Here is a 19,151-nt window from a genome sequence, read left to right on the forward strand (position 1 = left end):
CCCGCCCGGAGTTCAACCGAGCCGCTTGGTGAACCAGTGCTCGGCGAACGGTTGGCTGTTGTGCGGTTCCGTCTCGGTGAAGCCGAGCCGCGCGTACAGGGCGCGGGCCTCCACCAGGTCGCCGCGCGTGTCCAGGATCAGCCGGGCGGCCCCCGACGCGCGGGCCGCGTCCTCGGCGGCGCGCACCAGGAGCACCGCACCGCCCCTGCCCCGCATCCCCGGGTGCAGGAAGACCCGGGTGAGTTCGGCGGTCGTACCGGCCGACAGTCGGATCCCCGCACTGCCCGCCGCCTCGTCCCCGTACCACGCGACCAGCAGATGTCCCCGCGGCGGCACCAGGTCGGCGCCCGACTCCGCGGCGATCTCCCGCTCCAGTTCCTCCGGATCGGTCCGGCGTCCCTCGTGCAGCAGGTACCAGCGGTCGCTGACCTCCGTGTAGTACGCCCGCCAGAGCGCGGCGGCGACGGGGGAACCGGGGAGTTCGGGACGGATGGTCCATGTCATGTCCGCATTCTGCGTATGTCTCTCCCCGAGCGCGCAACTCTGTTTGCGGGCGGTTCTTCGGGCAACCCGAACGGAGAACCGGCGTGCGAGGAAAGCCGGTTGGCCGACGAACCGGAAGGCATCCATGTCCACTGGCCTGATCATTGCCTTGATCGTGATCGTGGCGGTCGTTGTCATCGCGGCGGCCGTACTGACCCTGCGCGCCCGTGGGCCACGCCACGGCGCGCACCTGAAGCGGCGCTTCGGACCCGAGTACGACCGGGCCGTCACCCAGCACGACGGGGACACGGAGGCCGCCGAACGTGAACTGGCCCAGCGCGTGAAGCTCCACGGCGACCTGCGGGCACGCCCGCTGGGGACCGCCGAACGGGAGAGGTACGAGGCGGGCTGGACGGCCGCGCAGGAGCGGTTCGTCGACTCGCCGCGGGAGGCCGTCGCCGAGGCGGACCGGCTGCTCGCCGACCTCGCCGCCGCCCGGGGCTACCCCGACGGCGGCCAGTACGAGGAGCAGCTCGCCGCCCTGTCCGTGCACCACGCCCACCACGTCGACGGCTACCGCCGGGTGCACCGGGTCGCGCAGGCCCGCGTGAACGGCGGGCACGAAGGCGGCGCGGGCACCGAGGAGATGCGCGAGGCCATGGTCGAGGCCCGCACCCTCTTCGACGACCTGGTGCGGCCGTCCCGTCACGACGGCGAAGACCACCGCGGCGACCCGGAGGGCCACCGCGCGAGGACGGCCGAACGCGGCCGCCCCCACACGCCCTCATTGCTCCACCGGCGACAGGCGAAGGAGAGCTGACCGAGATGACCGACACGACACGGCGCCCCGGCGACGAACCGCTGACCGAGGCGCCCCGCACCACCACCCGCACGACCGTCCCCGGGACCCACGGCGGTGTCGGCGAGGACGCCCACCAGGACCTCCACGGCGACCCCCGCCGGGACGCTTACGAAAAGGGCGCCCGACCCGGCGCACCGGACCTCCGCGAGGACACCGGCACAGTGACGCCCGCCCGCGACGGCGTGGGCCCTTCGGCCGCCGGCCGCTCCCGGACCGGCGGCACGCCGGACACGTACACGTCCCTGGACGAGCGCCGCGACCGCCACGGCGGTGACCGCGCCCTCGAGGAGGGGCACGGTCACCGTCTGCTCCCGCACGACGACGGCGACAAGCTCACCGCGCAGTTGCAGCACGCCGTGGCCGGTTTCGTGGACACCCCGAGGGACTCCGTCGCGGAGGCCGATCGCGTGCTGGAGGAACTCGCCGCCCGCTTCACGGACGCGGTGACCGAGCGGCGCCGTACCCTGCGCCGGTCCTGGCAGACCGAGGACGTCGGCGAGGGCCCGAACGCCGCCGAGACCGGCACCGAGCAACTGCGCCTGGCCCTACGGGACTACCGCGAACTGGCGGAACGGCTCCTGCGCGCCTGACCGGTTCCGGGCCCGGGGCCGCCGTCAGGCGTCCCCGGGCTCCGGCCCGTCCGCCCCCGCCCGGCGCTCCCGCCACTGCCGTACGACGTCCTCGACGTCGTACGGCTTTTTGCCCAGCGGGGGGCCGGGCGGCGGCTTGTACATCATGTCGCGGATCTTGACGTTGATCTCCGTGAGGATCCTCCGGACGATCCGCTCCGAGGGGGCCGCGTAGGCCGCCTCCAGGGCGTCCTCGGCCTCCTTGCGCAGGGCCAGTGTCGGCGGCAGCACCGAGTAGCCCTCGCGGGCCAGCTTCCGCTTGACCCACCACATCTCGTCGTACGGGGTCTCCAGATCGCGCGGAAGGGGCTTTCCCGCTCCCGGCAGCCGCGCGAAGTCCCCGCGCGACTCGGCATCACGGATCTGCTTGTCCACCCACGTTTCGAAGGACACGTCCGGCGGCTTTCGCTCGGTCATGAGGCCATTGTGCCCGCCGGACGGACGGACGGGAGGGAGCCGGGCGTTTTATCATGCGGCGACAGCGAGCCGTTCCGGCCGCCGCACCAGGCCGTTGTGGCCGCCGTCGGGCCGGTACAGCCGGCCCGCCAGAACGTCTCAGGAGGAACGCACGTGCTCGAACTCACCATGGCCACCGTGTCGTCGGCGGAATCGGGGGCCACGGCAGGCATGCTCATGGCCGACGCACCGACCGAGCCGGGCGCCGTGCTGCGGGTGGGCCGGGACAGGTCGGTGTGCCGGCTCTCCACACCGGACGACTGGCTGTTCGTGTCCAGGGTCCACCTGGAGTTCCAGTGCGCCCAGGACGGCACCTGGTACCTGAGCTGGCTGCGCGGTTCGCTCCCCGAGCCGTCCTCCGAGGTCCGGCTGACCATCGGCGACCAGGCCCACCCGGTCGCCTACGGCGGCAGCGTCGCCCTGCCCCGGGGCGGCAACGGCGAGGTCGTCATCCTGGACCGCTCGGCCCCGCGCAGCGTCAACGTGGGTTTCTACCACGAGGTGTGAGGCGGAAAGCCGCTGCCGCAAGGACACTCCGGCCCACTCCGGCACCCGAGCCGGGGCAGAACCGTTGTACCCCTCGACGCCGGCCGCCCGGACCGCCGTCCCGCGCGGGGGAGCTTCAGGGCCTGCTCCAGGAGGCGCCGGGCGCCCCGCACCCGGGTCTCCCGGGTGATCCCTCCCGCGTCCCGGCGGGCGCCCCGCCCCCCGCGTCTGTCGTCATCCCGGCCAAAGCGGGACCAAAGCGGAGCGGACGTCAGGTGAACCGGGGGTTGCCTGCGTCTCTTCCGGGGGCGGTGCGAGCCTCAGTCGCCGCGATCGTTGCCACGGGCAACCACTGGGTGCTGGACGCGGCGGGCGGAGCCCTCGTCGTCGTGGCCGGTTTCGGCCTGACGTGCCTCCTTCAGGGTCCGCGGGCCCGCACGGTGGCGGACCGCCGCCGCCGTCACCAGCACCGGTCCGGGGCCGGAGGCCACGGAGACGAAGCCGCCGGGTCCTTTCCCCGCACAGGAGAAACCCGCACAGGAGGAGCCGGCCCGGAAGTAGTTCCCTGCGTGGTCCCCCTGCCGCCGCAGTGGTCCGCGAGGGCCCGCCGGGCACGGCGAAAGCGGCGGCCCAGGGGATCAAGGGCCGCCGCTTTCGGTATGCGGGGTACTGCTGCGGGTGGTGCTGGGACCGGCTCCGGGTCGGTCAGTACCAGTTGTTGGCCTGCCAGAAGTCCCAGGCGGCGCACGGGCTGCCGTAGCGCTCGTTCATGTAGTCGATGCCCCACGAGATCTGGGTGGCGGGGTTGGTCTTCCAGTCCGAGCCGGCCGAGGCCATCTTCGAGGCGGGCAGGGCCTGGACCAGGCCGTAGGCGCCGCTGGAGGCGTTGGTGGCGGTGTGGTTCCAGCCGCTCTCGTGCTGGACGATGTTCGAGAAGCACTGGTACTGCGCGGAGTCGCCGATCATCGACTGCGCGGTCACCTGGGCCGAGCCCGTGGCCGTGGTGGCGGCCTGTGCGGGGGCGGCGGCGATCAGCGAGCCGCAGGCCGCGGCGGCGACGGCGGCACCGGCGAGGGCCTTCTTCGGGGTGGCGACGGTGCGGAGGATGGAAACGGCGGACATGTAGAAACCTTTTCTTCGACTGCAGGGCGGTCGTCGTAGCTCCGGCCCCGGAACACCTGGTGGTGCGTGGGGGTGGGGCATACGTCGGCGCCGCGGCCCGGGTGGGGCACGTCGGCGCCTGGCGACTGCTCCACAGAAGCAGCTTTCGGGGTTTGTCCGCAAAGGTCCCTTTTACTAGCCGTGGTCGCATTTAGGGGAGTGTCGGTCTGTAACTGACGGTCATCCGCGCAGGTAGGGGCGGGCAGGCGTGGAGGCGGAGAGGTCTCCCGGGCTACGACCCCGCTTCGTATGTGAGCCGGGTCATGTGGGGCGCCTCACGACGGGCCGTCAGTTCCGTCACCCTCGGCGTGCGCGGGAACACTCAGGGGTGGCCGGTGAACGTGACCGGCGTCTCGAAAGCCGCCCTGCGGGTGGCGCGGCGCAGGGCGCGGAGCACCGGGGGGCCCAGGGTCAGGGCCAGGACGACGGTCAGCAGGGCCCGGCCCAGGTCCCAGCCGAGGGACGTGGCCAGGCAGTAGGCCAGGAATCGGGCCAGGTTGGCGGGGACCGACGCGTCCGGGTCGAAGGAGATGTTCGAGGCCAGGGCGGCCATGAAGGGCCAGCCCGCCATGTTCATCATCGTGCCGTAGGCGAAGGCCGCCAGGAAGCCGTAGGCGGCGAGCAGGCACAGCTCCGCCCGGCCCCGCAGCCTGTCCTGGCCCGGGAGCAGGCCCGCGCCCATCGTGAACCAGCCCATCGACAGCATCTGGAACGGGAGCCATGGGCCCACCCCGCCCGTGAGCAGCGCGGACGCGAACATCGTCACCGAGCCGAGCACGAAGCCGAAACCCGGCCCGAGGACCCGCCCGCTGAGGACCATCAGGAAGAACATGGGTTCCAGACCGGCCGTCCCCGCGCCGATGGGGCGCAGCGCCGCCCCCGCCGCCGCCAGCACGCCCAGCATCGCGACCGCCTTCGGGCCCAGGCCCGACTCCGAGATCGTCGCCGCCACCACCCCGACCAACAGCACGAGGAGCCCCGCGAACAGCCACGGCGCGTCCTGCGCGTGGGCGTTGAGGGTGGAGGCGGGCGGGGCCAGGAAGGGCCAGCCGAACGCGGCCACGCCCACCGCGCTCACCAGGGCCAGCGCCACCAGCGAACGCGGGCCCAGACGGACGGCCCGCGCCTGGCGCTGGGTGCCGGTGGCCTGACCGGTGGTGCCGGTGGCTGTGGAGGCCTTGTCCGTGGCCGGGGTGGGGGCGGGAGAGGAAGTCAAGACAGGGCCTCCTGGACCTGGGAGACCGTGAGCCAGTGCTGCGGGGCCAGGATCTTGGCCACCTGCGGGGCGAAGGACGGCGACGCGACGACCACGTCGGCCGCCGGGCCGTCGGCGATGACCTCGCCCTCGGCGAGGAGGACGACCCGGTGGGCGAGTTCCGCCGCCAGCTCCACGTCGTGCGTGGCCAGGAGGATCGCGTGCCCCTCGGCGGCCAGCCCGCGCAGGAGGGTCACCAGACGGGCCTTCGCCGCGTAGTCCAGGCCGCGGGTCGGCTCGTCGAGGAGGAGCAGCGGCGGGCGGGCGGTGAGGACGACCGCCAGGGCGAGGGTCAGGCGCTGGCCCTCGGACAGGTCACGCGGGTGGATGTCGTCCGCGATGCCGGGCAGCAGCTCCGACAGCAGGGCGCGGCAGGTGCCCGGCTCCGCCTCCGCGTCCCGGTCGGCGGCGACGCACTCCGCGGCGACCGTGTCCGCGTACAGCAGGTCCCGCGGCTCCTGCGGGACGAGTCCCACCCGGCGGACCAGGTCGCGGGGGCGGGTGCGGTGCGGCACGGCGCCACCGGTGCGGACCGAACCGGCGGACGGTTCCACGAGCCCGACCAGTGCGCCGAGCAGCGTGGACTTGCCGGCGCCGTTGCGGCCCATGAGCGCGATCGTCTCGCCGGAGGCGACCGTCAGATCGATGTGGCGCAGCGCGCGGACGCCGCCGCGACGGACGGCCAGGGCGCGGACCTCGGCCACGGGGGCGGGCGCGGGGGCGGGGGTGGGGGAGGGAGAGGCCGTGGCCGTGGCCGGCCGCTTGCGGGTGAACAGGGAGAGGGGGGTCCTGCGAGTGGCGGTGGGGGCGGCCGGGGCCGTCCGGGCGGGGCCCGGTGCGGTCGTTGTCGCTTCCTTCGCCGTGACGGATGTGGCCTTTGTCCTCGCCTCCGCCTCCGCCTCCGCCTCCGCGAGGCGCTCGCGCAGGGGGGCCGCGCGGCGGCGGGCGTCGCGTACGGTCAGCGGGAGCGGGGACCAGCCGGCGAGCCGGCCCAGGGCCACCACCGGCGGGAACACCGGGGAGACCGCCATCACCTCCGCGGGGGTCCCGAGCAGCGGGGGCTCGCCCGGTCCCGGCAGCAGCGCCACCCGGTCGGCGTACTGGATGACGCGTTCCAGGCGGTGCTCGGCCATGAGGACGGTGGTGCCGAGATCGTGGACGAGACGCTGGAGCACCGCGAGGACCTCCTCGGCCGCCGCGGGGTCCAGCGCGGACGTCGGCTCGTCGAGGACCAGCACCCGGGGGTGCGGGGTGAGGACCGAGCCGATCGCGACGCGCTGCTGCTGGCCGCCGGAGAGCGTGGAGATGGGGCGCTCCCTCAGGTCGGCCAGGCCCAGCAGGTCCAGCGTCTCCTCGACGCGACGGCGCATCACGTCCGGGGGCAGCCCCAACGACTCCATGCCGTAGGCGAGTTCGTCCTCGACGAGGTCCGTCACGAAGTGCGACAGCGGGTCCTGGCCCACCGTCCCCACCACGTCGGCCAGTTCGCGTGGCTTGTGGGTACGGGTGTCGCGGCCGGCCACCGTGACCCTGCCGCGCAGGGTGCCGCCCGTGAAGTGCGGGACGAGGCCGCTGACCGCGCCCAGCACCGTGGACTTGCCGACGCCGGACGGCCCGGCGAGCAGGACGAGTTCGCCCTCCGGGACCTCGAAGTCGACGCCCCGCACGGAGGGTTCGGGGGAGCCGTCGTACGTCACGGAGACGTTCTCGAAGCGGATCACGACGGCTCCTTGCCGGTGTCCTCGGGGGCGGGGGTGACGAAGGCGGGGAGCAGGCCGATGAGTACGGCCGCCGCCGGCCACAGGGGCAGTGTGGGCGCGACCAGCGGCACCACACCGGGGTGCAGGGCCGCCGGGTCACGTGCGGCGGCGAGGGCCAGCAGCGCCGCGACCGCCGCGCCGCAGCCGGCGACCAGCCAGGCGCGGGCGTCCCAGCGGTCGGGCCGGTAACGGGTGCGCAGGGAACGCCGTCCGCCCAGCCGCAGTCCCGCGAGTGCGGCGGCCAGACCGGCGAGGAGCACGGGGACGCCGTATACGGCCCCTTCGGCGGTGAGTAGCCCGTAGGTGCCCGCGCAGATGCCGAGCAGCCCGCCGAGGGTGAGGGCGGCGGTGGTACGCCGGACCCCGGCCGGGACCTGTGCCGTACGGCCGTACCCGCGGGCGTCCATCGCGGCGGCGAGCGCGACCGAACGCTCCAACGCGCCCTCCAGCACCGGGAGTCCGACCTGGAGCAGACCCCGGACCCCGCGGTCGGGACGGCCCCGCAGCCGACGGGCGGCGCGCAGCCGCTGGACGTCCGTGATCAGACTCGGCGCGAAGGTCAGCGCCACGACCACGGCCACGCCCATCTCGTACAGCGCGCCGGGCAGGGATTTCAGCAGGCGGGACGGGTTGGCGAGGGCGTTCGCGGCACCGACGCAGATGAGCAGCGTGGCCAGCTTCATGCCGTCGTACAGGGCGAACGTGAGCGCCTCGGCCGTGACCCGGCCGCCCAGGCGGATGCCCTGCGCCCAGTCGGGGAGCGGGACTTCGGGCAGGTCGAGAAGGACGTGCGTACCGGGGATGGGGGAGCCGAGGACGATCGCGAAGAGCAGCCGGACGACGATCACGGCCAGCGCCAGCTTGACGAACGCGCCGTACGAGCGGGCCCAGGGGGCGTTCGGCCGGCGGACGGCCACGACGTACGCGGAGACCACGACCAGGAGGGCGAGCAGCAGGGGGTTGGTGGTGCGGGTGGCGGCGACGCCGAGGGCCAGCGCCCACAGCCACCAGGCGCCGGGGTGCAGGGGGGTGCCCTGCCGGCGACGGGGGGCGGGGGCGGTGCGTTCCCGTGGCCGGTCGCCGCCGGGTTCAGCCACGACGGCGTACCTGCCGGAAGGCCGCCGCCCCGAGCAGCGCCACCACGGCGATCCCGGCGAAGAGACCGAGGGACGGACCACCGGACTCCCCGGACTCCCCGGACTCCCCGGACTCCCCGGACTTCCCGGCCTTCTCGGACGCCGAGGAACTGCTGTCCTTGGAGCCGCCCTCCGTCTCCTTCCCGGGCGCCGAGGCGCCCGTGCCGGACTCCGTGTCCGTCCCCGACACCTGCTCCCCGCACCCGCGCTGCGGGTACCCGGCGATGGCGCACAGCAGGGCGCTGTTGTCGTAGCGCAGGGGTTCGGCGACGGAGGCCAGTGCCTCGGCGCTGCTGGCGTCCGGGGCGACCCGGGCGCAGGCGGCGGTGCGGTGCGCCGGCGGGGTCTCGCCGGACGGGGCGTCCTGGGTCGTACCGAAGTCGATGACGAGGGCGACCCGCTTGCTGCCGTCCTTCGCCGGGGTCTGCCCGCAGATGCCGTCGAAGTCGGCGGCGCCGCGAGGCTGCGCCGAGTCGTCGGACTCCTCGCTGACGGCGAAGCGGAAGCCCTGGACGTCGCCGTCGGCGGGGCGGGCGACGGACGGGCCCTGGGTGGCGTACGTCCAGGTGTCGCCGTCGAGGTCCCAGAAGGACCAGTACCGGTAGCCGGCGGCCTGCGCCTGGCCCGCGCCCGCCAGGAGGGGCAGGAGCGCGGCCAGGAACAGGACGACGGCCCGGCCGGCCGGGCCGGCTCGGCGGGGCCGGTGGATCACAGCTGCTGCCTCTTCTTCCGGCTGCTCACCAGGATGCCGACGCCGGCGCCGGCCACCAGGCAGACCCCGAGGGCCCACCAGACGACCGCACCGGAGCCCGAGTCGTCCTTCTCCTTCTCGTCCTTCTGCCCCTGCTCGTTCTTCTCGCCGGAGGCGTCGGCCGCCGGCGCGGCGGGCCCGGTGGCGGTCAGCTGCTTCACCAGGTCGGTGCCGCCGAAGGCGCGCGGGTCGGTGCCCGTCGCGTGAGCGGCGAAGATCAGCTGGGCATAGGCGGCGGGACCGCTCTGGGCGGCCCAGTCGGCGGCGTTCTTCTCCAGCCAGGCCACGGACTTCGCGGCCGGCTCGGTGGCGCCCTGCGCCGCGAGCGCGACCACCGCGTCGGCGGTGTTGCCGTAGTCGGGCTGGTCCTCGGCGCCGGGGAGCGCGGAGACGAGATGAGCGTCGGCGGCGAGCGCGTCCGTGAGGTGGGCGGCACCGTTGGCGGCGGCCTGCTCGGGCGTCCCGGCCTTCTCGCACGCGGCGTCCGCCGCCTTGCCCTTGCCCGGCTCGACCACCAGGCCCGCGCCGAGGGAGCCGGCCACGCCGGCCGCGGTGGCGTCGGCGTTGGCGACCAGTTCGCCCTTCTTGTCCGGCTGGAAGGCGAAGGCGCCCGCCCCGTCGCCCTTGGTGTCGCACGGCAGGGCCAGCTTCAGCAGGGCGTCGTAGGGGGACTTGCCGTCCTTGACGACCTCGGCCGGCTTCTCGCCCGCGGCGGCGAGGGCGCCGACGACGACGGACGTGGAGTTGGCGTCACTGTCCCCACCCGCCATGTAGCCCCAGCCGCCGTCCTTGTTCTGGACGGACTTCAGCCAGTCGAGGGCCTTGCCGGTGACGGCGTCGTGCCCGCCGAGCGCGGCAAGGGCCTGCACGGCGGCGGCGGTCTGGTTGGTGTCGACCATGGTCTTGGCGTCGCACGCGGTGCCGGTGTCGGCGCGGAACGGGGCGAAGGAGCCGTCGGCGCACTGCTGGCCGGCCAGCCAGTCGACGGCCGCCTTCGGCGGCTCGGCACCCACCGTGTGCTGGGCGAGCAGGGCCAGCGACTGGCGCCACACACCGTCGTACTGGGGGTCGCTCGCGCCGTACAGGGCGGAGGGGAGGGCCTGCTGGGACGGCGAGGGGGACGGGGACGAGTCGGCGGCGGCCGGTGCGGCGGCGCCGATCACGGCTATGGCGGCCAGGACCGCTGCGCTGCTGCGGACGTTCATGATCGGCGGGGGCCTCTCCCTGTGGGGGAGCCGGGCAGCACGGGACACCCCGGCGGCTCGGCTCCGTATGCCTCGACGGTGCCGCGCACCGGCAAACCGCCGGACGCGTGAGCCGGTCACGTTCCGTCCGGGGCATTCCGGCTCGCCGTCCTGGCGGACGGCTCACGGTTGCGGGTCAGCGCCGGAATTGCACCGGCTTCCCCCCGTACGGGTGTGATGACGACGTCGCCACTGTACCCGCCCGTAGGAAAGCGGCCAGGGGCGGCCTGAAGGGGGTGGCCGAGGTCACCGGCGGCGTACGCCACCGCTCACACGGCCACGTACCACCGGCTCGCTGCCCGTCACCGCCTCCGCGCGGCCCAGCTCGACCAGGCGGTGCAAGTGGGACTCGGCCCGAGCGCATCCTGGCGGCGTCCGAGATATGCCCCGCCAAAGCCGCCGTCGTCACCCTGCTGGGCAGCGGGAAGTCGGCGTTCCCGCCTGACGAGTAGTGCCGAGGGGGCCGGGCCGGGCATGAACCGGCTCGGCCTCGTGCGGGGGAGGCGCTGTTGAGCAGGGGCTGGAAGCCTGCACCGTCGACGGGCACGCTCCGGGACTTGAAGCCCCGGACTATGACTTGGACAGCATTACTCGTCGCGCTGCAGCCGTCGGTGTTGTAGTCGTTTTGACTTGCTCCTCGGGCTGATGTCCGAGGATTCCGGTCTTCCCGCGGGTTGTTGTGCCGCTATGCGGCACAGTTTCCATGTGGGATGCCTTGGCTTCCTGTTTCTTCACGCTGTGCCAGAAACGGGTTCTGGTCTTACCGGCGCTCGGCAGGCTGTCACCGCCAGTCCGGCGGCCTGTTTGACGTTGATGGCGGCGTTGTGGTCCCGGTTGTGGAGCGTGCCGCAGGCCGTGCAGGTCCATTCCCGCACGTGCAGTGGTTTGGGTCCGCTCGGGTGCCCGCAGATGGAGCACACCTGGCTGGTGGGTTGGAACCGTCCGATCTTGACGAAGATGCGCCCGTACCGCTGGGCTTTGTAGGCGAGCATGTTCACGAACTGGGACCAGCCCGCGTCATGGATGCTTTTGGCTAGCCGGGTGCGCGCGAGTGCCTTGACCGCCAGGTCTTCCACCGCGACCGCTTGGTTCTCGCGGATCAGCTTGGTGGAGAGCTGGTGGTGGAACTCGCGGCGCGCGTTCGCCACGTGCGCGTGCGCGCGGGCGACCTTCCGGCGGGCCTTCTTCCGGTTCTTCGATCCCTTCTGCTTGCGGGACAGTACCCGCTGGGCCTTTTTGAGTTTCTTCTCTGCGCGGCGCAGGAACCGCGGGGAGTCGATCTTCGTGCCGTCGGACAGGACGGCGAAGTGGGTCAGCCCCAGATCGATACCGATGCTCTGGCCGGTGTCGGGCATGCGGGCCGCGTCGGCGAGCGAGTCGGTGTCGATGACGAAGGATGCGAAGTACCGGCCCGCCGCATCCTTGATCACGGTGACCGAGGATGGGACGACGGGTAGAGGGCGGGACCATGTCACCCGCACCTCGCCGATCTTCGGCAGGCTTAGCCGGCCGGCCGGTGTGATGGACCAGCGGGCGTTGGCGGTGAACCGAATCGACTGCCTGCGGTCCTTGCGCGACTTCAAGCGCGGCGCGCCCAGCCTCGGACCCTTGCGCTCGCCTGTGCGGGAGGCGAAGAAGTTGCGGTAGGCGGCCTCGGCGTCCCGCAGAGACTGCTGCAGCACCACCGCGGAGACCTCGCCCAGCCAGGCGCGGCCGGGCGTGCGCTTGGCCTGGGTGATCAGCTGTCGGGACAATTCGGCGGCCCTGGGGAACGGCAGGTTCTGCCTGCGGGCCTCCTCGCGGGCACGCACCGCGTCGTTGAAGACCACGCGGGCGCACCCGAAGGCCCTTGCCAGCGCGATGCGCTGACCTGGCTGCGGGTACAGGTCGGGTAGCCGGGATGCATTGCTGCATCCCGGCCCCCTCAGAACCGTGCGTGCACCTTTCAATGCACACGGCTCAAGCTCGCCCCATGGGCCAGCGCATTTCAGTTGGCCCGCTTGCCATCTTGAGCGTGTAGCTGTCGATGGCAGGCGGAGTGCACGAGACGGAGGTTGGTTCTCTCGTCGGAGCCGCCTTCTCTCCGGTAAACGAAGTGATGCTTGTTCAGCATCTTCTTCGACGCCGCGAACCAGTTGATCCACTCGCGTGGACTGTCCGGCTCGTACTCGGCTCCGGCGATAAGCGCCTGATTGCAGAGCGGACACAGCCCTTTCTGCTTGTACGCCAGGGACAGGCTTACTTTGTCCATGGGCGGTGGCGTCTTCTTTCGGCGACGTCCCTGCCAGTACTCGTTCAGGGATGGGTCGTCAGGAGACGCCGCACCCTTCACTTGTACGTGACGGACGATTTTTGTCCATTTGAACTGGGGAAGATAGGCACCGCTGTTGCGATCCCCGAAGACCCATTTGTCATTTCTGGACTCGTTGAACCTGCCGAAGTGTCTGTTGGCCACCCAGACTCTCGACTTCCTCGGATGGCTCCTTCGGGACCATTCCCACAGCAGCTTCCACACGTAGTGGTCGAGGCTGGCGAATACTCGCGAAGAAACCGCCTTCCGGTAGTACGCTGACCACCCTCGGATGATGGGGGTCAGCACCCTCAATACACCTGCCGTGTTGGAGCCGTAAAGCCCCTTCACTTCGGTGCGCAGGGTCTGCCGGATTCTCTTGACGGCATCGGCGCTCGGTTTGATAAGTAGCTTTCCGTCGTAGCGACGGATGTTGAAGCCGAGGAAGTCAAACCCGTTCTCCACGTGGGTGATCCGGGTCTTTTCTTCGTTGAACCGTAGTCCTCTCGGCTCCAGCCACTCCGACAGTTTCTCCTTGACCTGTTCCGCCTCCGACTTGCTGTGGCACATGACCACGAAATCGTCTGCGTACCGGATCAGGATCGGCGTCCCGGGGGCTGACTTCGGCTCGTAAGACTTCGCCTCGGTTCCCCAGTACCGGCACCCTGCCGCCTCTTCCATCCCGTGGAGTGCCACGTTCATCAGCAGCGGGCTGATCACTCCGCCTTGTGGAGTTCCCTCCTCGGTCGGCGTGAACCGCCCTTGTTCGACCACGCCGGCTTTCAACCATGCCCGAATGAGGCTGCGGCCGGGGAATCCCCCGACGGCGTCCATCAGACGTGGGTGGTCGATGCGGTCGAATGCTGCCGATAGGTCCGCATCCAGGACCCAGAGGCGTTTGGCGTTCTTGCGTGCCGCTGCCCCGAAAATGGCCTCGATGGCGTCGTGGCAACCCCTCCCCGGTCGAAAACCGTACGACCGGGGTTCGAAACGAGCCTCCCACTCGGGTTCCAACGCATTCTTGACGCGAGCCTGCATGGCCCGGTCTCGGATGGTGGGAATCCCCAGCGGTCGTTGTTTCCCGTTGCTCTTCGGGATGTACACCCGCTTGACTGGCATGGCGTGCCATGGTTTTTCGGCCTGATGGACTTCTGTCGCCAAGTTCCATCGGGCCCCGGGTGTGACAGCCTTCTTCCTGTCGACCCCGGCAGTCTTGCGGCCAGTGCTCAGCTGGGTCACTCGTCTCACGCTGGTGAGCGTGTTGGAGTGGCTCCGCAGCATGAGCTTCTGAAGATTCCTGACCTTGGGCCAGTCCTCTTCTTGCGCGGCCTTGAAGATCCGCTGTCTCAGTCGCCGTACCTCTCCCTCGCGCTGGCTCCAGTCGATCTGATGCCAGAGCGTGGAAGCGTCCTCTGGTCCGTTCGCCGGGGTGAGTGGCAGATCAGACATGTCCACCGTCCTCCCGGTGTCTAACTTGTCCGTCGGTTCGGGCTTCGTCTCAGTTCACTTCAAAGGCTTACCTGGTCCACGTCTGCTCCCTTTCGGGTCGGGGAAGCCCCGTATCCGGCAGGTTATACAGGCGCATTCGCCCGCTTTCCCTTTCCCTTTCGGGGACCGGCGTTCGCTTTTTGGACCATCCTGTCCGGCTGAGGAGTTCCGCTTCCCTTGCGGTCGGCCTACCAGATCGCTCTGGACCTCAACCGGGTTTCCACGTTCCGCACCACCAAGATGCGTTCGGGGAGGGTGCCCCCTATTGCCCCGCGGCCAGCGGTGTTCGCGAGCCTCAGGTCCGAACCCTCGGCTCCGCTCGATGCCTCCCAGCATCCGGGCCGTGACCGCCGCTCTTGCTCAGCATCGGGCGGGCTACTTTGACGAGGCTTTGACAGGGGTTCACTTTCGTTCACCCTTCCGAACTGCCCCTCGGCCTGTGGTGCCAGATGCCTTGGCACCCTTGGGCCTTGAGCGCTCAGCTTCACACCCCGCCGTTGCCAGCGACGCATGTGAGCGTGGGGCCAGACCTCAGAACACTGGTCTGGGAAAGCCCAGTTGAGACCGGGCTGCCCACTTGAATGGTGCGACCTCGTGTCGCACGCGGAAGCCGTACCGAAGCTGCATGCGGATCACTCTACGTACTTGGGTTATGGCCAAGATACGGAACATTCGAGCTGGTCAGCATGTGTTTCGTGATGCACGTTCACTTGGTCTTTCTGACCAGGTTCCGGCACAAGGTGCTCACGGGTGCTCATCTGTAGTGCATGGGGAGATCGTGCGGGCGGTGTGCGCGAACTTCGAGTGCGAGTGTTGGGGTTCGGCTCGCGGAAGGGCGGCGAACGGTTCGCTAGTACGTTTCGGGTTCCTCTGGTGCCGCCAGGTCGATCAGGCGGCACGCCGTCTCTATGTCGATCTTGACCTGGGCGATGGAGGCGCGCCCCGACAGCCAGGTGATGAGTGCCGAGTGCCAGGTGTGCTCGATGACGCGGACCGCCGAGAGCTGGTCCGGCGTGGGGTCCTCGAGGCCCATGGAGTCCAGGATGATCATCGTCGTCTGGCGGGTGACCTGGTCGACCTCCGGGCTCACGCTGCGGTCCGCGAACGTCAGGGCGCGCACCATCGCGTCGGCCAGTTGCGGCTCGCGCTGGAGCGCGCGGAAGGCCCGCATCAGGGTCTCCGCGACCCGCTCGGCTGCCGTCGCGCCGGTCGGCGGCTTCTTCCGCAGGGTGCCGTGCATGTGCTCCAGCTGGTCCTGCATCGTGGCCACCAGCAGGTGGATCTTGGACGGGAAGTACCGGTACAGCGTGCCCAGTGCCACCTGCGAGGACTCCGCGACCTCGCGCATCTGCACCGCGTCGAAGCCGCCCCGGCCGGCCAGCCGGGCGCTCGCGCGCAGGATGCTCCGCCTGCGCGCCTCCTGTCGCTCGGTCAGGGGTGAGGCAGGGGAGGTGCGAGCGGTGCCGGCTCCCGGCTTCGCCGCCTTGTCCGCCTCGGCCGGCTCATTCGGCTTCGCCGCCTCGGCCGCCTTGTCCCTGTGGGCTTCCGCGGGCATGGGCCCCATTCCGTGACCGTCGGTGAGGGTTGGTGATCGGACAGCATGGCACGCATCCCGCCGTGGCGTGAATCACCTGATCCACTGCCCGCCGCGTCCCTACCTGCCGGTAGATTCGGAGCCTTGGAACGATCAACTCTGAAACTTGTTCTAGGTTAGCGTCCCGACGTACAGTCGCGGGACCGTGCAGGGAGAAGGGGGCCCAGAGTGACCGCTGAGGCCAGTCAGGCCGGGCTCTCGCAGGGCCCGTCCTCCGACGGCTTGCGACCGCTCCGCATAGCGCTCCTCACCTACAAGGGGAACCCGTTCTGCGGCGGACAGGGTGTCTACGTCCGACACCTCTCCCGCGAGCTCGTCCGCCTCGGACACCAGGTCGAGGTCATCGGCGCCCAGCCCTACCCCGTCCTCGACGAGGGCTACGACGGGCTGAGCCTGACCGAGCTGCCCAGCCTCGACCTCTACCGTCAGCCGGACCCCTTCCGCACCCCGGGCCGCGGCGAGTACCGCGACTGGATCGACGCGCTCGAGGTCGGCACCATGTGGACCGGTGGCTTCCCCGAACCGCTGACCTTCTCCCTGCGCGCCCGCCGTCATCTGCGGGCCCGACGCGGTGACTTCGACATCGTCCACGACAACCAGACGCTCGGCTACGGCCTGCTCGGCGACGTCGGCGCGCCCCTGGTGACCACGATCCACCACCCCATCACCGTCGACCGGCAGTTGGACCTGGACGCGGCGGAGAGCAGGCGCAGGCGCGCCTCGGTGCGCCGCTGGTACGCGTTCACCAGGATGCAGAAGCGGGTCGCTCGCCGTCTGCCCTCCGTACTCACCGTCTCCGGCACCTCCCGCGACGAGATCGTCGGCCATCTGGGCGTACGCCAGGACCGCATCCGCGTCGTCCACATCGGTGCCGACACCGACCTGTTCTCACCGGATGCGTCGGTGCCCGTCGTACCGGGCCGGATCGTGACGACGTCCAGCGCGGACGTGCCGCTCAAGGGCCTGGTCTTCCTCGTCGAGGCGCTGGCCAAGGTCCGCGTCGAGCAGCCCGAGGCGCACCTCGTCGTCGTCGGCACGCGCCCCGCCAAGGGGCCCGTCGCGCAGGCGATGGAGCGGTACGGGCTCGGTGACGCCGTCGAGTTCGTCAAGGGCATCTCGGACGTGGAACTGGTCGATCTCGTGCGCTCCGCCCAGATCGCCTGCGTACCGTCGCTGTACGAGGGCTTCTCGCTGCCGGCCGCCGAGGCCATGGCCACCGGCACCCCGCTGCTCGCCACGACCGGCGGTGCGATCCCGGAGGTCGCCGGCCGCGACGGGGAGACCTGCCTGGCCGTCCCGCCCGGCGACGCGCAGGCGCTGGCCGCCGGGCTGAACCGGCTGCTCGGCGACCCGGAGCTGCGCGTGCGGCTCGGTGCCGCCGGACGGGAACGGGTGCTGCGGCACTTCACCTGGGCCCGCGCGGCCGAGGGCACGGTCGCCCGCTACCGCGAGGCGATGGCCCGCGCCGACGGGGCCGCAGCGGCCGATCCCGTCGTCGCCGCTCCCGCGGCCGCCACGGGCGCCGCCGGCCCCGGGGTGGCCCAGGCGTCCGTCGCAGAAGAACCCGTCACCTCCCACCGTGAAAGCAGGGCCACGTGCTGACCGTCGACTTCTCCCGGTTCCCGCTCGCCCCGGGCGACCGTGTCCTGGACCTCGGATGCGGTGCCGGCCGGCACGCGTTCGAGTGCTACCGGCGCGGAGCGCAGGTCGTGGCGCTGGACCAGAACGGCGAGGAGATCCGCGAGGTCGCCAAGTGGTTCGCCGCGATGAAGGAGGCCGGGGAGGCGCCCGCCGGGGCCACCGCCACGGCCATGGAGGGCAACGCCCTCGCCCTGCCCTTCCCCGACGAGTCCTTCGACGTCGTGATCATCTCCGAGGTCATGGAGCACATCCCCGACGACAAGGGCGTCCTCGCCGAGATGGTCCGCGTGCTCAGGCCCGGCGGCCGCATCGCGGTCACCGTGCCGCGCTACGGCCCCGAGAAGGTGTGCTGGACCCTGTCCGACGCCTACCACGAGGTCGAGGGCGGCCACATCCGCATCTACAAGGCCGACCAGCTGCTGGCCAGGATGCGCGAGGCTGGCCTGCGCCCCTACGGCACCCACCACGCGCACGCGCTGCACTCGCCGTACTGGTGGCTGAAGTGCGCCTTCGGCGTGGACAACGACAAGGCGCTGCCGGTACGGGCGTACCACAAGCTGCTGGTCTGGGACATCATGAAGAAGCCGCTGGCGACCCGCCTCGCGGAGCGGACCCTGAACCCGGTGATGGGCAAGAGCTTCGTGGCGTACGCGACCAAGCCGCATCTGCCGCGCGCCGAGGCCGGTGCGGGGGCAGGTGCGGGTGTGGGCGCCATGGCGGCCGCCGAGGCCGGGGCGGCCACCCAGTGACGGCCTCCCGGACGGAACACCTCGTCCTGCCCGGGGTCCTCACCGCCGAGCAGGCCGTGGAGACCGTCGCCGGCATCCTCGCCGTGCAGCGTGAGGACGGGGCGATCCCCTGGTTCAGGGGCCACCACCTCGACCCGTGGGACCACGTCGAGGCCGCGATGGCCCTGGACGCCGCGGGCGCCCACGAGGCCGCCGAGCAGGCCTACCTGTGGCTGGCCAGGCACCAGCTGACGGACGGATCCTGGTACGCGGCGTACGCCGACGGCGACCCCGACGACGTCACCGACCGGGGGCGGGAGACCAACTTCGTCGCCTACGTCGCCGTCGGCGTCTGGCACCACTACCTCTCCACCGGCGACGACACCTTTCTGGAGCGTCTGTGGCCCACCGTGTACGCGGCCGTGGAATGGGTGCTGCGGCTCCAGCAGCCCGGCGGACAGATCGGCTGGCGGCGCGACGACGACGGCACGCCCACCGCGGACGCGCTGCTCACCGGCTGCTCCTCCGTCCACCACGCGCTGCGCTGCGCCCTCGCCATCGCCGAGCAGCGGGAGGAGCCGCAGCCGGACTGGGAGCTGGCGGCCGGCGCGCTCCGGCATGCGATCCGGCACCACCCGGAGCGGTTCCTCGACAAGGACCGCTACTCCATGGACTGGTACTACCCCGTACTGGGCGGCGCCCTCACCGACGCCGAGGCCAAGGACCGGATCGAGGAGGACTGGGACCGCTTCGTCGTCCCCGGCCTCGGGGTGCGCTGCGTGGCCCCCAACCCGTGGGTGACCGGCGGCGAGTCGGCCGAACTCGCCCTGGCCCTCTGGGTGATGGGCGAGTCCGACCGCGCGCTGGAAGTGCTCCAGTCCATCCAGCACCTGCGCGATCCGCAGACCGGCCTGTACTGGACGGGGTACGTCTTCGACGACGAGGCGATCTGGCCGGTCGAACTGACCGCCTGGACGGCCGGTTCACTGCTGCTGGCCGTCGCCGCGCTCGGCGGACACGAGGCCACCTGCGCGGTCTTCAGCGGCGACCGCCTCCCCAAGGGCCTCGACCCCGACTGCTGCACCCGGGTCTGACCGGGGGCACGGCCGCCGGCGGACGCGGGTGAGGGCCCTCGCCCGCGTCCGCCGGTGGAGGCTGTTGGCGATGGTGTGGCCGATGAAGAGGTG

General features: G+C 71.4%; 16 protein-coding genes, 2 pseudogenes and 1 riboswitch. Of the genes and pseudogenes, 6 read left to right on the forward strand and 12 right to left on the reverse strand.

Going from position 1 to position 19,151, the window contains the following annotated elements:
- Positions 1 to 12 precede the first annotated feature (12 nt).
- Positions 13 to 504, reverse strand: coding sequence for a GNAT family N-acetyltransferase (locus tag ACFYQA_RS20840; protein WP_388919717.1), 492 nt, complete (start codon positions 502 to 504; stop codon positions 13 to 15).
- A 124-nt stretch (positions 505 to 628) separates the two neighbouring features.
- Here ACFYQA_RS20840 and ACFYQA_RS20845 point away from each other — a divergent pair, with 124 nt between their 5' ends.
- A complete protein-coding gene (locus ACFYQA_RS20845) occupies positions 629 to 1,303 on the forward strand; it encodes a hypothetical protein (RefSeq protein ID WP_388919720.1) in 675 nt (224 codons plus the stop codon).
- Between the two features lie 5 nt (positions 1,304 to 1,308).
- On the forward strand, positions 1,309 to 1,935 hold the full coding sequence (locus tag ACFYQA_RS20850; RefSeq protein ID WP_388919723.1) for a hypothetical protein: 627 nt from the start codon (positions 1,309 to 1,311) through the stop codon (positions 1,933 to 1,935).
- A 24-nt stretch (positions 1,936 to 1,959) separates the two neighbouring features.
- Here the strand turns inward: ACFYQA_RS20850 and ACFYQA_RS20855 are convergent, their stop codons facing one another.
- Entirely contained in the window at positions 1,960 to 2,391 is a 432-nt protein-coding gene (locus ACFYQA_RS20855) for a DUF1992 domain-containing protein (protein WP_388919726.1), read from the reverse strand.
- A 153-nt stretch (positions 2,392 to 2,544) separates the two neighbouring features.
- Between ACFYQA_RS20855 and ACFYQA_RS20860 the strand changes: the two genes are divergently transcribed.
- On the forward strand, positions 2,545 to 2,937 hold the full coding sequence (locus ACFYQA_RS20860) for an FHA domain-containing protein (protein WP_332427157.1): 393 nt from the start codon (positions 2,545 to 2,547) through the stop codon (positions 2,935 to 2,937).
- 684 nt (positions 2,938 to 3,621) lie between these two features.
- Here ACFYQA_RS20860 and ACFYQA_RS20865 read toward each other — a convergent pair.
- The 10 genes and pseudogenes from ACFYQA_RS20865 to ACFYQA_RS20910 all read right to left on the reverse strand — a co-directional run bounded on the left by ACFYQA_RS20865 (position 3,622) and on the right by ACFYQA_RS20910 (position 15,556).
- Complete coding sequence (locus tag ACFYQA_RS20865; RefSeq protein ID WP_388919729.1) at positions 3,622 to 4,038, reverse strand: transglycosylase SLT domain-containing protein; 417 nt, start codon at positions 4,036 to 4,038, stop codon at positions 3,622 to 3,624.
- Between the two features lie 361 nt (positions 4,039 to 4,399).
- Positions 4,400 to 5,188, reverse strand: coding sequence for an ECF transporter S component (locus tag ACFYQA_RS20870; RefSeq protein ID WP_063793824.1), 789 nt, complete (start codon positions 5,186 to 5,188; stop codon positions 4,400 to 4,402).
- Between the two features lie 101 nt (positions 5,189 to 5,289).
- Complete coding sequence (locus ACFYQA_RS20875; RefSeq protein WP_388919732.1) at positions 5,290 to 7,053, reverse strand: ABC transporter ATP-binding protein; 1,764 nt, start codon at positions 7,051 to 7,053, stop codon at positions 5,290 to 5,292.
- Positions 7,050 to 8,189: a CbiQ family ECF transporter T component gene (locus ACFYQA_RS20880; RefSeq protein ID WP_388919735.1), complete on the reverse strand. Its 1,140-nt coding sequence runs from the start codon at positions 8,187 to 8,189 to the stop codon at positions 7,050 to 7,052. Before ACFYQA_RS20880 ends, ACFYQA_RS20875 begins: the two co-directional genes overlap by 4 nt.
- Positions 8,182 to 8,940 (reverse strand): SCO2322 family protein, encoded by a 759-nt coding sequence (locus ACFYQA_RS20885; protein ID WP_388919738.1) that lies wholly within the window; start codon positions 8,938 to 8,940, stop codon positions 8,182 to 8,184. The genes ACFYQA_RS20880 and ACFYQA_RS20885 overlap by 8 nt, the downstream gene beginning before the upstream one ends.
- Positions 8,937 to 10,184, reverse strand: a complete 1,248-nt coding sequence (locus tag ACFYQA_RS20890) for a prenyltransferase/squalene oxidase repeat-containing protein (protein WP_388919741.1) — start codon at positions 10,182 to 10,184, stop codon at positions 8,937 to 8,939. Before ACFYQA_RS20890 ends, ACFYQA_RS20885 begins: the two co-directional genes overlap by 4 nt.
- 130 nt (positions 10,185 to 10,314) lie before the next feature.
- A riboswitch (cobalamin riboswitch) is annotated at positions 10,315 to 10,387 on the reverse strand.
- Positions 10,360 to 10,836 (reverse strand): annotated as a pseudogene (locus ACFYQA_RS20895) (hypothetical protein); the annotation flags it as partial. Its footprint overlaps the riboswitch before it by 28 nt.
- A gap of 72 nt (positions 10,837 to 10,908) precedes the next feature.
- A pseudogene (locus ACFYQA_RS20900) lies at positions 10,909 to 12,109 on the reverse strand (RNA-guided endonuclease InsQ/TnpB family protein).
- Between the two features lie 101 nt (positions 12,110 to 12,210).
- Positions 12,211 to 13,962, reverse strand: coding sequence for a group II intron reverse transcriptase/maturase (gene ltrA / locus ACFYQA_RS20905; protein ID WP_388919744.1), 1,752 nt, complete (start codon positions 13,960 to 13,962; stop codon positions 12,211 to 12,213).
- 889 nt (positions 13,963 to 14,851) lie between these two features.
- Positions 14,852 to 15,556, reverse strand: a complete 705-nt coding sequence (locus ACFYQA_RS20910; RefSeq protein WP_388919747.1) for a TetR family transcriptional regulator — start codon at positions 15,554 to 15,556, stop codon at positions 14,852 to 14,854.
- A gap of 207 nt (positions 15,557 to 15,763) precedes the next feature.
- Between ACFYQA_RS20910 and ACFYQA_RS20915 the strand changes: the two genes are divergently transcribed.
- From ACFYQA_RS20915 to ACFYQA_RS20925, 3 genes are read left to right on the forward strand one after another with little or no spacing between them, the layout of a single operon-like run.
- A complete protein-coding gene (locus ACFYQA_RS20915) occupies positions 15,764 to 17,197 on the forward strand; it encodes a glycosyltransferase family 4 protein (RefSeq protein ID WP_388919750.1) in 1,434 nt (477 codons plus the stop codon).
- On the forward strand, positions 17,191 to 17,985 hold the full coding sequence (locus ACFYQA_RS20920; RefSeq protein ID WP_388919753.1) for a methyltransferase domain-containing protein: 795 nt from the start codon (positions 17,191 to 17,193) through the stop codon (positions 17,983 to 17,985). The genes ACFYQA_RS20915 and ACFYQA_RS20920 overlap by 7 nt, the downstream gene beginning before the upstream one ends.
- Positions 17,982 to 19,058: a prenyltransferase gene (locus ACFYQA_RS20925; RefSeq protein ID WP_388919756.1), complete on the forward strand. Its 1,077-nt coding sequence runs from the start codon at positions 17,982 to 17,984 to the stop codon at positions 19,056 to 19,058. The genes ACFYQA_RS20920 and ACFYQA_RS20925 overlap by 4 nt, the downstream gene beginning before the upstream one ends.
- Positions 19,059 to 19,151: the final 93 nt, after the last annotated feature.

The organism is Streptomyces sp. NPDC005774 (genome assembly GCF_042871645.1).
GTDB classification, from domain to species: domain Bacteria; phylum Actinomycetota; class Actinomycetes; order Streptomycetales; family Streptomycetaceae; genus Streptomyces; species Streptomyces pratens.